Below are 13,519 nucleotides of genomic sequence, written 5' to 3'. Positions count from 1 at the left end.
TCGAGGCTTTCCAACTATTAACCAATTTTAACTAACACTAACCATAAAAAGTTTTTTTATAGTTTGATTACTTAAAAACTTATCACTTATTATATAGACGTAGAAAAGCTGTTTTTATTTCATCTCTTAACGTTTTTAACTATCATTTAACAAATTGTAATTAAAAACCCGAAGCATTAGCTTCGGGTTTTTTCAATTTAATAGCCAGACTTAACACTAACCATCAACTATTATGTTGACTATTAAATATATTGTATTTTAAGATGCCAAATTTTGTGTTTAATAAATAGACGCCTATTTTTGATAACTGTTACTCTTTTTAACATTGCTTAACAACGATTTAACAAATGGATAAGAAAACTTTAGTGTTTGGAGCCTCTTTAAAGCCTGATAGGTACTCAAATATGGCAGTAAATAGATTGATTAATTCTGGTCATGAAGTAGTTGCTTTTGGTATGAAAGAAGGCACTATTAATAATGTAAAAATTGATACAAGCTTAATGCCTTATGAAGATATTGATACAGTAACCTTATATTTAAATCCTAAGAGGCAAGAGGCTTATTATAACTATATAATATCTTTAAATCCAAAACGTGTTATTTTTAATCCAGGAACAGAAAACCCTGATTTTTATAATCTTTTAAAAGAAAATAATATCGATTTTGAAGTGGCTTGTACCATAGTCTTACTTTCTACGAATCAATACTAGCCCTAAGAAAGTTAAGAACCCATTCAATATTAAGATAAAGAACCCAAATTCAAAACCAAACCATTTTGAACTGTTCACACTTATTATATAAGATAGAACAGGCGAAAGAATTGCAATTACTGGAACTAACTTGTCTTTTACTTGCCATTTAGTAAACAAACCAAAAGCATAAAGACCTAGTAAAGGTCCATACGTATAACCTGCAAAAACAAAAAGTTTAGCAATAACACTTTCATCTTTAATTAGGTATTTGAATGAGATAATTACCAGAATCAATATTAAAGAGAACAAAATATGAATCTGCTTTCTTTTAGCTATTTGCGCTTTTTCGTCAAGTTTCTTTTCAATATCTAAAATATCAATACTAAAAGAGGTTGTTAATGCAGTTAAGGCACTATCTGCACTACTGTAAGCTGCTGCAATTAATCCGATTAGAAAGAATACAAACACACCAATACCTAAATGATTTTTTGCTAATATTGGAAACAAATCATCTTTATGTGCATCAATCCCATTTTGTTGTGCATAAACAGTTAAAAGTAGTCCTAAACATAAAAAGATAAAGTTAACTACAGTAAGAACAATAGTAAACCAAAACATATTTTTTTGTGCATCTTTTAGTGTTTTGCAGGTTAGGTTCTTTTGCATCATGTCTTGGTCTAAACCTGTCATAACAATAGCAATAAAAGCACCAGAAATAAACTGTTTCCAAAAGTAATTACTGGATTTAAAATCGTCGAAGAAAAAGGTTTTAGACATCTCATTATCTAAAACAAAGCCTAAGATATTTCCACCTGTCAAACCTAATTCATCACTCACAAAATAAATGGCAACACCAACTGCAATAAGCATAAAGAGCGTTTGTAAGGTATCTGTCCAAACAATGGTTTTTATGCCAGATTTAAAGGTATACAGCCAAATTAATAAAACCGTAATGATAACAGTTTGCCAAAAGGCAATACCAATATCGTCAAAAAGAATAACCTGAAGAACGTTAGCTACTAAAAATAGTCTAAAACTGGCGCCTACAACTCTTGATAATAAGAAAAAAGACGCTCCAGTTTTATAGGAATAATTACCAAAGCGTTCATCTAAATAGGTGTAAATTGAGGTTAAATTAAGCTTATAGTACAAAGGAAGTAAAACAGTTCCAATAACTAAATAGCCTACAATGTAACCTAAAACCACTTGCATATAACTAAACTGCGAAGCTTCAATCCAACCAGGAACCGAAATGAAAGTGACTCCAGAAAGTGAAGCTCCAATCATTCCAAAAGCAACTACAAACCAAGGAGATTGTTTATTTCCTTTAAAAAAAGCATCGTTTCCAGACTTCTTCCCAGTGAAATAAGAAATTAAAATTAATACTCCAAAATAGGCAGCTATTAAAAGAATAATTTGAGTAGCATTCATAAATAAAATGGTTTCAAGTGTTCAAATTACACGTATTATATGGCAAATTCCAAATTTTTGTATGGGAAGCATCTATAAATAAAAAGAATTACTGAAAATTAGTGTAATTTGTGGCTAAATAGTAAATTCGCAGCTATGGAATTTTCGTCTAAACTTTTAGAAAAAGCAGTCAATGAAATGTCGCAATTACCAGGAATTGGTAAGCGCACAGCCTTGCGTTTAATGTTGCATTTATTAAGACAGCCTGAAGATCAGACTGTGCAGTTAGCTAAAGCTTTAGAGTCTATGAGGTTAGATATTAAATTCTGTAAAAGTTGTAATAATATTAGCGATAAAGAGGTTTGCGAAATTTGTGCTAATCCACATAGAACTAAAGAAATTATATGTGTAGTAGAAGATATTCGCGATGTTATGGCAATCGAAAACACAAGCTCATTTAAAGGATTATATCATGTTTTAGGAGGAAAAATTTCACCTATGGATGGCATTGGTCCTAACGAATTAAATATTCAACCTTTAGTAGAAAAAGTAAAACAAGGAATCGTTAAGGAACTAATTTTTGCTTTGGGTTCCACCATGGAAGGAGATACCACTAATTTTTATATATATCGACAAATCCAAGATTATAATGTTACAACTTCTACCATTGCAAGAGGGATTTCAGTTGGAAACGAATTGGAGTATACAGACGAAATTACCCTTGGGAGAAGTATTATTAATCGAATTCCTTTCGAAGCTTCATTAAAATCTTAATATATACGTTTGAAACTATCAATCATCATATTAAATTATAATGTACGTCATTTTTTAGAGCTTTGTCTAAGAAGTGTCGAAGCAGCTATAACCAATATTGATGCCGAAATTATTGTAGTGGATAATAATTCCCCAGACGATAGTTGCCAAATGGTAAAACAACTATTCCCAAAAATTAAACTCATTGAAAATAAGTCTAACGACGGTTTTTCAAAAGGTAATAATATTGGAGTAAGGCAAGCTCAAGGAGACTATTTGTGCATATTAAATCCAGACACAATAGTTGCTGAAGATACCTTCGAGATTTTATTGAAATTTGCTGAAACCAAATCAGATTTAGGAATTTTAGGTTGTAGATTAATAGATGGTAAAGGACAATTTCTGCCAGAAAGTAAGCGTAATATACCAACACCTGTTGTTTCTATTAAAAAAGTTTTAGGTTATACAAAACCTTACTATGCTTCACAAGTAAACGAAAATAGTATTGGTAAGGTAGCGATACTTGTTGGAGCTTTTATGATAATGAAAAGAAATGTATATCTAGAAGTTGGTGGTTTTGATGAAGACTATTTTATGTATGGAGAAGATTTAGATTTATCTTATAAAATATTGAAAGCTGGTTACCAAAATTATTACAATCCAGAAACATCAGTTATTCATTTTAAAGGAGAAAGCACCTTAAAAGATGAAACCTACGCCAAACGATTTAATAGTTCGATGCAATTGTTTTTTGAAAAGCATTTTAAAGCCAATTGGCTATTTAATGTATTAATTTGGTTTGGTATTAAAATAGTCTCGCTTTTTTTCCCAAAAGGCGAAGCATATTCGAATAGTGTTAAGGAGTATGTATTTATTTCAAATGAAATAAACCAAGGAATACAAAACACTTTGAACAAGAAAATGGTAGTTCAAAATTCAGTTAGTAAGTATATTCCAAAATTCGAATATATTTTAGATACGCATTTTTTAGGCTTTAAAAAGTCTATAGAAATTGTCTCTAATAATAATAAAAAAGCATCAAGTACTTTTAAATTTTTACTCAAAAATTCTAAATTTATTTTGGGTAGTAATAGTTCTAAAAGTAGAGGCGAAGTCATTCATATAAAAAATAATTAATTGAATAAACTGTAATAGATTCAATGATTTTTCATTAATTTTGCAGTCATAATTTAAAAAAACACCTTTCCATTACAGATATGGCAAAATTTGAATTAAAACTCCCTAAAATGGGTGAAAGTGTTGCTGAAGCAACCATCACTTCTTGGTTAAAAGAAGTTGGTGAAACTATTGAAGCAGACGAAGCAGTTCTTGAAATTGCAACAGATAAAGTTGATAGCGAAGTGCCTAGTGAAGTTACTGGCGTTTTAGTTGAAAAATTATTCAACGTGGACGATGTAGTTCAAGTAGGACAAGTTATTGCTGTTATAGAAACTGAAGGTGAAGGCTCAGTTGAAGCTGCAACACCAAAAGCAGAACCAGCACAACAAGCTCCAGTTGCAGAACAGGCTGCTGTAGCTCAAGTAGCGCAAACGGTTGAAACTGCTAAAGAAACTGTGACTGCTGTAAGTTCATCGGAAGATAGATTCTATTCGCCTTTAGTGAAAAACATTGCTAAAAAAGAAGGCATTTCTCAAGCTGAATTAGATGCGCTTGCTGGAACTGGAAAAGATGGTCGCGTGACTAAAAATGATATTCTAGCTCATTTAGAGTCTAGAGGTTCTGCTCCACAACAAACTGTTGCCACTTCTAGTACTTCGACTTCGCTCAGTACAGGCTCTGTCGAGAAGTCTCAAGCAACTCCTGCTAAACTTGAAAAACCTGCTCCAACTCCTGTAGTTGCAAGTGGAGACGATGAGATAATAGAAATGACCAGAATGGGCAAAATTATTGCACATCATATGGTTGAGTCGGTTCAAACTTCAGCTCACGTACAGAGTTTTATTGAAGCAGATGTGACTAAAATATGGAATTGGCGTAAAAAAGTAAAAGATGGTTTTGCAAAACGTGAAGGAGAAAACTTAACCTTTACACCAATCTTTATGGAAGCCATTGCAAAAGCCTTACGCGATTTCCCAATGATGAATATTTCACTTCAAGGAGATACTATTGTAAAGAAAAAACATATTAATTTAGGTATGGCTGCAGCTTTAGGAGATGGAAACTTAATTGTTCCTGTTATTAAAGATGCTGACCAACTTAATTTAGTTGGAATGACTAAAAAGGTAAACGATTTAGCAAATAGAGCTAGATTAAACCAATTGAAACCAGACGATATACAAGGTGGAACTTATACAGTAACCAATGTTGGTACTTTTGGTAGCATCATGGGAACACCAATTATTAATCAGCCACAAGTTGGGATTTTAGCTCTTGGAGCTATTAGAAAAGTGCCTGCAGTTGTTGAAACTCCTGAAGGAGATTTTATAGGCATTCGTTACAGAATGTTCTTATCGCATTCTTACGACCACAGAGTTGTAAATGGAGCTCTTGGAGGCCAATTTGTTAAAGCTGTTAAAGATTATTTAGAAGCTTGGGATTCTAATAGAGAAATCTAACAAATCCCTTTGAAAAAAAGGATCTCATTTATATAAAAACACAAAAGCACCATTTTAGGATGGTGCTTTTTTTTGTTTTCATCCATTATCTTTTGTTTCGTATTTATTAATTTAACTGATGAGAAGAGGAGAACTAAAACGATTTTTAAGTTTGTCGTAATTTTGTTATTTATTGGGTTTATTCAGAACGTTTCATACAACCTAGTTTAACTAATACTTCAGTATTCTCACAGTAATCAAATATTGAATCTAATTTTTTATTTGGAATTAGAGTATCTTTATTTATAAAAAGTAAATTTTTATTTTTCAGAGTAAAAGTGTCTGCTTTTCTGTTGATTTTTGTTATGGAATCATAAATCATTCCTTCAAAGTCATCATCGAAAAGAATTATAGTTTTATTTTCTAACTTCCAAATTCCGAAATGATTATCTTGACATTTATCATTAAAATATATATATGTTGAGTCTTCATTAAAAGTAATTTTATAATGTTTTTTTTCATTGACTTTATGAGCATAATAAGTCTTTCCACTAAAATTTTTATAAGAATTACAACTTACAATTGTAATAATGGTGAATAATAACAAGACTTTTTTACCAATTATCATTTGAATATTTCTGTGTTTTTATGTGCTACTAATGTAAAGATATAAATCCGTTTTAATGATTTAAATCAGCTGTTAGACGAAGGTCGTGCATTTTTTTCTAAAAGTCAATTTAATTCAAAGCCCAAATAATAGCTTTTTCTTTAGTAGCTCTAAAAATGGTACTGTGTTTTTCATCAGGTTCGTCTTGATAGGTCCATGTCAGATTTTCAGGAGCTTCAGCTTCTAAAATCTTGGCGAGCTTTTGTGTGTGTTTGGAAATATCTTCTGCACCAGAACCTGCAAACCATAATTTTTTCTCATCAGAAGGGAAAACGGCTAAATGGTTATTGGCTTCTTTAACCAAATTGAAATTGTTCCACCAAAGGGATGGATCCATGGCTATATATAAATCAAAAGCTTTAGGCGCTATCAAAAAGGTTTCCATAACAAACAATCCTGCTAAAGATTCTCCAATTATCCCTTTTTTGTTGGTTGTTCTATAAGTGTTGTTGATTTTGGGCATCAACTCATCGGTTATAAATCCACGGAAATTCTTGGCACCATCAGTTAGTGGACAGTATTGTGCATCTGCTTCAACTTCCGAAAAACCAGATAGATCTCTTCCTCTTTCCGTGTTTTCAATACCAACAAGAATATAAGGTGGAATGCTTTTTTCTTCTATAAGCTTTGCAAGGGTATTTGCAATATGTGGAAAATCTTCTTTGATGCCACCATCTGGCATGTATAAAACTGGAAACGAATCGTTACCATTTTTATAAGTAGGAGGTAGCCAAACATTAATTACTCTAGTTTCATCAACTTGACTGGATGCTATTGTGAAATTGTCGTGTTCTGGAATGGGGTCGTTATATTGTGGATTGTTTTTACAGCTTAAGGTTAGAGTAAGAAGAAACAATAAAAAAGTTATTTTATTCATTTTTAAATTTTAAAGAGTGATTGTTCTAGTGTTTTTTATTATTCAACTTTCTTGGCTTTAGTTTCACCATTAGCCATAATGGTTAGTTCAGTTGTGTTCTTATTGAAACTTATACGAATTCCAAAGTCAAAAACCTCGAAAGTATGATTGTTTATAGGTGACATTTCTGCTTTATGAGTTTTCGGGAATTGAATAAATAGTTTTCCTCCTTCTTGAGATATGGTTGCATAAGCTTCAGGTCTAAATTCATATTTTCCTGCATATGTTTCTAGTTCTTTATTTTTTAGAATCACTTCAGGTTGATATCTGTTGTACTTCTTCATGACTTCAATGGTTTCATCATGTGGAAGTCTGTAACTGGTATTTCCATGAATACCTTCCATAGTTTCGGCAGCAACCATGGCATTGATGATGGCTTCTTCAACTGCTTGAACTGTTGCTTCAAATAGTGGAGAAATCATATCGTTGGAAACACTCTCAACTGTTGTGTTTTCAGACCTGCTAAAAGCACCTTCATTTGCAGTTGAAAAGGCTAAAAAGATATCTCCAGAACCATTGCTTCCACGTCCACCAACATTTCCAATACCTAATGGAATTCGTTGCGCAATTCGTTTTAATTGATGTGGAAGTAAAGGTGCATCTGTTGCAACAATAACAATTATAGAGCCATCACCTTCCTTTCTGTTAGATATTGGGTCGCCTTTATATTCTTCACTTTTTATGTTCAAGAGTTCCATACCAACTGGAACTCCAGCAATAGTCAGATTTCTCTTGGCACCAAAATTGGACTGTACAAGGACGCCAACAGTATACATAGAATCGTTAATGTGTACCACTCTAGAAGACGTTCCTGTACCACCTTTAAAGCCTAAGCACATCATGCCTGTTCCACCACCAACATTGCCTTCAGCTATTTGACCACTAGACGTATTTTCTATGGCTTCTATCACGTGCTCTTCCTTCACGTGAAAACCATAAATATCATTTAGAAAACCATCATAAGTTTCAGCTACAACAGGATAAGTGTACCACCATTTTTCACCACGATACCAATCTGTGTCAACAAACCATTTTAATACAGCTTGCCTTACTTCGCCAACACTATTCGTGTTAGTAATCATAACTGGAGTTTCTAAAAAACCAGATTCTGTCACCCAAGTGGTTCCGGTCATTTCTCCATTGCCATTTAGACTGTACCAATTGGCATAAACAGGACTAAATTTTTTAGCTTTTCCTCTTGGAAATATAGCTGTAACTCCAGTTCTAATTGGACCTTCGCCAAGTACATTCTTGCCTTCGCCTTCTATGATAGTACTATAGCCAACTTCAACACCTTGAACATCTGTAATAGCATTAAACTCACCAGTATTTCCTGCAAAAGGAATTCCTAAATCTCTTGCTCTAGGGTTTTGGCTATAGGTTATTTGAAAAATGAAAATTATAGATAAAGTGAAAATATATCTTTTCATGATTATTTGTTTTGATTGGTTTTCAGGTAATTGAAACGAAGTTCGGCTAATTATCTAATAAAGCCAAATTTCGTCAATTAGTTTTAGTTGATAGGTGGCCATTTTTATTTATTCTCAGTATCTTTGCACAAAATATATTTCATGCAACTTAATCTCACCAAACCCATCTGTTTTTTCGATTTAGAAACCACTGGAGTTAATATTTCACAAGATAGAATTGTGGAAATTTCCATTCTAAAAGTCTATCCAGATGGAAAGGAAGAACGCTATACACGTTTGGTAAACCCTACCATTCCTATTCCTGCCGAAGTCACAAAAATTCATGGGATTTCAGATGCTGATGTAGCAGATAAACCTACTTTTAAAGAATTAGCTAAAGAGATACATAACCTGATTAAGGATTCAGATTTGGGAGGTTTTAATTCAAATAGATTCGATATTCCTCTTTTAGCAGAAGAAATGCTTCGTGCAGACATTGATTTTGATATGAAAAACAGATTGTCTGTAGATGTTCAGACTATTTTTCATAAAATGGAACAAAGAACTCTTGTGGCTGCTTATAAATTTTATTGCGATAAAAATTTAGACGATGCTCATAGTGCTGAAGCAGATACCTTGGCAACTTACGAAGTGTTAAAAGCACAAGTTGCTAAATATGATACTTTAGAAAACGATACTAAGTTTTTAGCAGATTTTAGTTCTCGTAAAAAGTTTGCCGATTTTGCAGGATTTTTAATTTATAATAAAGAAGGGGAAGAATGTTTTTCATTTGGTAAACATAAAGGAAAACGTGTTGTAGATGTCTTAGAAAATGAACCTGGATATTTTGGTTGGATATTAAATGCCGATTTTCCGTTATATACTAAAAAGGTATTGACATCTATTAAATTAAGATCTTTTAATAATAAATTGGAATAGTTTTCACTCAGCGAAACTCTGTGAATCTATGTGTAGCAATGTGAAACAGTCCAACTCAACAACAAACAACAAACAACAATGAAGCTTATTTGTATTGGTAGAAATTACACAGACCATATTAAGGAGTTGAAAAATGAAAAACCAACAGATCCTGTGGTGTTTTTAAAACCAGACACAGCCATTTTATTAAAGAAGCAGCCCTTTTTTATTCCAGATTTTTCTGAGGATGTGCATCACGAAGTAGAAGTTTTAGTAAAAATTAATAAAGTTGGAAAACATATCGATAAAAAATTTGCTCATAAATATTATAGCGAGATTGGCCTAGGAATCGATTTTACGGCTAGAGATTTACAGGCCAAACTTAAAGAAAAGGGATTGCCTTGGGAAAAAGCCAAAGCCTTTGATGGCGCAGCAGTTATAGGAAATTGGATAGCTAAAGAAGGTATTGAGGATGTAAATAACTTATCTTTTTCATTAGAAAAAAATAACCAAGTCGTACAAACAGGAAATACCAGTCACATGCTTTGGAAAATAGATGAACTTATAGAATATGTCTCAAAATATTTTACTTTAAAGATTGGAGATATTATCTTTACAGGAACACCAGCAGGAGTTGGCAAGGTAGTTGCAAACGATAAATTAGTAGGATACATAGAAGACAGACAAATGTTTTCAATAACAGTAAAATAAATGGAACAACATTATAAATTATATAGAGTAAGAGAATTAGCAGATGGTGACGAAGATTTTGTAAAAGCTTTGGCAGAAGCTTTTTTAGGAGAAGTACCTGAAGATGCAGAACGATTAAGAGTAGCAGTTTCAGAAAACGATTATTATAATGCATATCAAGCAGCACATAAAATGAAACCTACTGTAGATCTATTCGAACTAGGTGTGCTTCAAGATTTAATAGAAGTACAGGATTGGGGAAAATTTGAGAAAACAGGTCTAGATATCTCCGAAAAATTACAAATAGTTCTTACTGCAGTTGAAAATGCTACAAGCGAGTTAAAAGCAGACTTTAATCTGTAATGCAAGCAGAAATTATAACCATAGGCGATGAAATTCTTATTGGTCAAATTTTAGACACCAATTCAGCTTTTATATGTAAAGCTTTAAATAATATTGGAGTTTCTGTTTATCAAATAACCTCAGTTCAAGATGATAGAGGTCATATTTTGAAGTCTTTAAAAGAAGCTGAAGAGAATGCAGATATCATTATAATTACAGGAGGTTTAGGTCCTACAAAAGACGATATAACCAAGAATACCCTAGCCGAATATTTTAACGACACTTTAGTGCAAAGTGATGCAGTTTTAAAAAATATCCAACATCTTTGGAAGAATTACATCAAGCAACCATTAGCCCAAGTAAATATTGATCAAGCTTTAGTGCCTTCTAAGGCTCAAGTGTTGATGAATGTTAACGGAAGCGCTCCAGGTATGTGGATAGAAGAAAATGGCAAAATATTTATTTCTCTTCCAGGTGTTCCTTTTGAGATGAAAGCTTTAATGAATAATATTGTTATTCCTAAACTTCGTAAAACATACAAATTTCCATTTATTAAGCATGCTACCATATTAACTTATGGTTTAGGTGAAAGTTCTTTAGCTGAAAGAATTGAAGCATGGGAAGATAATTTGCCTGTTTTTATGAAGTTGGCTTATTTACCTGGATTAGGTAGAGTTAGACTACGATTATCTGCAAAAAATATGGATATGGATTTAGTTGAAACAGAAATGCAAAAGCAAATAGAAATGCTTTTACCTCAAATTCACGATATTTTTGTTGGTTTCGAGGCAGACGATTCTATTGAAGCCATATTAGGAAATCAATTAACACTTTTAGGAAAAACAGTAGCAACAGCCGAAAGTTGTACTGGAGGAAAAATTGCTGAATCGTTTACTAAAATCCCAGGCGCTTCAAAATATTTTAAAGGCAGCGTTGTAAGTTATGCAACACAAACTAAAATAGACGTTTTAAAAGTTCCAGAAGAGCTTATTAATTCACATTCTGTAGTTAGTTCTCAAGTAGCAGAGGCTATGGCTAAAAATGTTTTAGACTTGTTTAAGTCAGATTATGCTATAGCTACTACAGGAAATGCTGGACCAGACAAAGGAGACTCAAATGCTGAGGTAGGAACTGTTTTTATTGCTATAGCTACAAAAGACACCGTTTATTCTGAAAAATTTAATCTTGGGAATCACAGAAAAAAAGTGATTCGAAAAGCTGTAAATAAAGCTTTTGAAATGCTTCAAAAAGAAATTTTAAAAAAGTAACAATTTTAGTTTGTTGATATTATAAAGTTTTACTAAATTTGCAGCCTGTTTAAAATATCTATGATAGATTTTTAGAAAACAGAACAAATAACAATTTTAAAGTTAGAAGAAATGTCAAGAGTTTGTGAACTTACTGGTAAGAAAGCGATGGTTGGAAACAACGTATCTCACGCAATGAATAAAACAAAACGTAAATTTGATGTAAATCTTATTAAAAAGCGTTTTTATCTTCCAGAAGAAGATAAGTGGGTAACTTTAAAAGTTTCTACTGCTGCATTAAAAACAATTAATAGAATTGGAATTGCTGCTGCATTAAAAGAAGCTAGAACTAAAGGGTTTTTAAAATAATAACCTCAATTAAAAGTTAAGAAAATGGCAAAGAAAGGTAACAGAATACAAGTAATATTAGAATGTACAGAGCATAAAGAGTCTGGACAACCAGGAACTTCTAGATATATTACAACTAAGAATAAAAAGAACACGCCAGATAGAATGGAAATTAAAAAATTCAATCCTATCTTAAAGAAAATGACTGTTCATAAAGAAATTAAATAACTAGAAAACTTTATTTAAGTTTTAAAAAGCATAAAACATGGCAAAGAAATCAGTTGCATCGTTACAAACAGGATCTAAAAGATTAACAAAAGCTATTAAAATGGTGAAGTCTCCTAAAACAGGAGCTTACATGTTTGTTGAATCAATTATGGCACCAGATCAAGTAAACGAGTGGTTATCTAAACAATAATCCTTTTTGTATTACAATATTTTAAGCTGCTTTCTATTTTAGAAAGCAGCTTTTATTTTATATTTACAATTGTTATGACAAATCTTCAGCCAAATCAATTAGGCAAGACTTTTGTTTTATAATATGTAATTGAACAATCACAAATGAGCTTTTTTAAAAAAATATTTTCTTCAGAAAAAAAAGAAACACTAGATAAAGGTTTAGAAAAATCTAAAACCAATTTCTTTAACAAGTTAAGCAAAGCTGTTGCTGGAAAATCTAAAGTAGATGATGAGGTTTTAGACAATCTAGAAGAGATTCTTGTAACTAGTGATGTTGGCGTTAATACAACCCTTAAAATAATTAAGCGTATTGAAGCTCGTGTACAAGAAGATAAATATCTTGGTACAGACGAGTTAAACAAAATTCTTCGGGAAGAAATTGCTGGCTTATTAAGTGAAACCAATTCTGGTGAAGAATCAGATTACACCATACCTAAGTTACCTACTAATAACGAAGGCAAAAAGACGCCTTATGTGTTAATGGTTGTTGGTGTTAATGGTGTTGGTAAAACAACAACTATTGGAAAATTAGCTTATCAGTTTAAAAAGCAAGGTTTGAATGTGGTTCTTGGAGCTGCTGATACCTTTAGAGCTGCAGCAATAGATCAATTACAGGTTTGGGCAGATAGAGTAGATGTGCCTATGGTAAGACAAGATATGGGAAGCGATCCTGCTTCTGTTGCCTTTGATGCTTTACAATCTGGAGTTACACAAAATGCCGATGTTATTATTATTGACACAGCTGGAAGATTGCACAATAAAGTAAACTTAATGAACGAGCTTACTAAAGTAAAGCGTGTCATGCAGAAAGTTATAGGAGATGCACCTCACGATGTATTATTAGTATTGGATGGTTCTACAGGACAAAATGCATTCGAACAAGCTAAACAATTTACAGCAGCAACAGAAGTAACCTCACTTGCAGTAACCAAATTAGATGGAACAGCAAAAGGTGGTGTAGTAATTGGTATTTCAGATCAGTTTCAAATTCCTGTTAAATATATTGGAGTAGGTGAAGGTATAGAAGACCTTCAAGTATTCAATAAATACGAGTTTGTAGATTCGTTTTTTAAGTAATAAACTAACTTATAATAAAAAGCCTTAAGAAATAAC

At 32.3% G+C, this 13,519-nt stretch carries 16 protein-coding genes; 12 read left to right on the top strand and 4 right to left on the bottom strand.

Annotated features, from left to right (window positions below; all coding sequences use genetic code 11):
• Nucleotides 1–347: 347 nt before the first annotated feature.
• Nucleotides 348–710, top strand: coding sequence for a CoA-binding protein (locus LX78_RS09940; protein ID WP_109682508.1), 363 nt, complete (start codon nt 348–350; stop codon nt 708–710).
• Here LX78_RS09940 and LX78_RS09935 read toward each other — a convergent pair.
• Nucleotides 687–2,123, bottom strand: coding sequence for a sodium:solute symporter (locus LX78_RS09935; protein ID WP_109682507.1), 1,437 nt, complete (start codon nt 2,121–2,123; stop codon nt 687–689). The genes LX78_RS09940 and LX78_RS09935 overlap by 24 nt on opposite strands.
• Before the next feature lie 135 nt (nt 2,124–2,258).
• Between LX78_RS09935 and recR the strand changes: the two genes are divergently transcribed.
• The 3 genes from recR to LX78_RS09920 all read left to right on the top strand — a co-directional run bounded on the left by recR (nt 2,259) and on the right by LX78_RS09920 (nt 5,431).
• Nucleotides 2,259–2,876 (top strand): recombination mediator RecR, encoded by a 618-nt coding sequence (gene recR, locus LX78_RS09930; RefSeq protein WP_109682506.1) that lies wholly within the window; start codon nt 2,259–2,261, stop codon nt 2,874–2,876.
• Between the two features lie 9 nt (nt 2,877–2,885).
• Complete coding sequence (locus tag LX78_RS09925; RefSeq protein WP_109682505.1) at nt 2,886–3,992, top strand: glycosyltransferase family 2 protein; 1,107 nt, start codon at nt 2,886–2,888, stop codon at nt 3,990–3,992.
• Between the two features lie 80 nt (nt 3,993–4,072).
• Entirely contained in the window at nt 4,073–5,431 is a 1,359-nt protein-coding gene (locus LX78_RS09920) for a dihydrolipoamide acetyltransferase family protein (protein ID WP_109682504.1), read from the top strand.
• A gap of 178 nt (nt 5,432–5,609) precedes the next feature.
• Here the strand turns inward: LX78_RS09920 and LX78_RS09915 are convergent, their stop codons facing one another.
• The 3 genes from LX78_RS09915 to LX78_RS09905 form a co-directional block, all read right to left on the bottom strand.
• Nucleotides 5,610–6,038, bottom strand: a complete 429-nt coding sequence (locus tag LX78_RS09915; protein WP_109682503.1) for a hypothetical protein — start codon at nt 6,036–6,038, stop codon at nt 5,610–5,612.
• Nucleotides 6,039–6,147: 109 nt separating this feature from the next.
• The gene (locus LX78_RS09910; RefSeq protein ID WP_109682502.1) at nt 6,148–6,954 is read right to left on the bottom strand and encodes an alpha/beta hydrolase; all 807 of its coding nucleotides are present in this window, start codon (nt 6,952–6,954) and stop codon (nt 6,148–6,150) included.
• Between the two features lie 38 nt (nt 6,955–6,992).
• Complete coding sequence (locus LX78_RS09905; protein ID WP_109682501.1) at nt 6,993–8,423, bottom strand: P1 family peptidase; 1,431 nt, start codon at nt 8,421–8,423, stop codon at nt 6,993–6,995.
• A gap of 141 nt (nt 8,424–8,564) precedes the next feature.
• On the opposite strand from LX78_RS09905, the gene LX78_RS09900 reads away from it, so the two are divergent.
• The 8 genes from LX78_RS09900 to ftsY all read left to right on the top strand — a co-directional run bounded on the left by LX78_RS09900 (nt 8,565) and on the right by ftsY (nt 13,483).
• Nucleotides 8,565–9,341 (top strand): 3'-5' exonuclease, encoded by a 777-nt coding sequence (locus tag LX78_RS09900; RefSeq protein WP_109682500.1) that lies wholly within the window; start codon nt 8,565–8,567, stop codon nt 9,339–9,341.
• Nucleotides 9,342–9,419: 78 nt separating this feature from the next.
• Complete coding sequence (locus LX78_RS09895) at nt 9,420–10,031, top strand: fumarylacetoacetate hydrolase family protein (protein ID WP_109682499.1); 612 nt, start codon at nt 9,420–9,422, stop codon at nt 10,029–10,031.
• A complete protein-coding gene (locus LX78_RS09890) occupies nt 10,032–10,373 on the top strand; it encodes an Hpt domain-containing protein (protein ID WP_109682498.1) in 342 nt (113 codons plus the stop codon). It abuts the gene before it with no gap.
• On the top strand, nt 10,373–11,620 hold the full coding sequence (locus LX78_RS09885) for a competence/damage-inducible protein A (protein WP_109682497.1): 1,248 nt from the start codon (nt 10,373–10,375) through the stop codon (nt 11,618–11,620). The genes LX78_RS09890 and LX78_RS09885 overlap by 1 nt, the downstream gene beginning before the upstream one ends.
• 111 nt (nt 11,621–11,731) lie before the next feature.
• Nucleotides 11,732–11,968: a 50S ribosomal protein L28 gene (gene rpmB / locus LX78_RS09880; RefSeq protein ID WP_109682496.1), complete on the top strand. Its 237-nt coding sequence runs from the start codon at nt 11,732–11,734 to the stop codon at nt 11,966–11,968.
• A 24-nt stretch (nt 11,969–11,992) separates the two neighbouring features.
• The gene (rpmG, locus tag LX78_RS09875; protein WP_109307876.1) at nt 11,993–12,175 is read left to right on the top strand and encodes a 50S ribosomal protein L33; all 183 of its coding nucleotides are present in this window, start codon (nt 11,993–11,995) and stop codon (nt 12,173–12,175) included.
• A gap of 37 nt (nt 12,176–12,212) precedes the next feature.
• Nucleotides 12,213–12,365, top strand: coding sequence for a DUF4295 domain-containing protein (locus tag LX78_RS09870; protein ID WP_109682495.1), 153 nt, complete (start codon nt 12,213–12,215; stop codon nt 12,363–12,365).
• Between the two features lie 143 nt (nt 12,366–12,508).
• Nucleotides 12,509–13,483 (top strand): signal recognition particle-docking protein FtsY, encoded by a 975-nt coding sequence (gene ftsY, locus LX78_RS09865; RefSeq protein WP_109682494.1) that lies wholly within the window; start codon nt 12,509–12,511, stop codon nt 13,481–13,483.
• Nucleotides 13,484–13,519 lie beyond the last annotated feature (36 nt).

Source organism: Xanthomarina spongicola (assembly GCF_003148645.1).
Taxonomy (GTDB): Bacteria; Bacteroidota; Bacteroidia; order Flavobacteriales; family Flavobacteriaceae; genus Xanthomarina; species Xanthomarina spongicola.
Note: the sequence above shows the minus strand (reverse complement) of the source record. Positions and strands in the feature narration are given on the sequence as shown.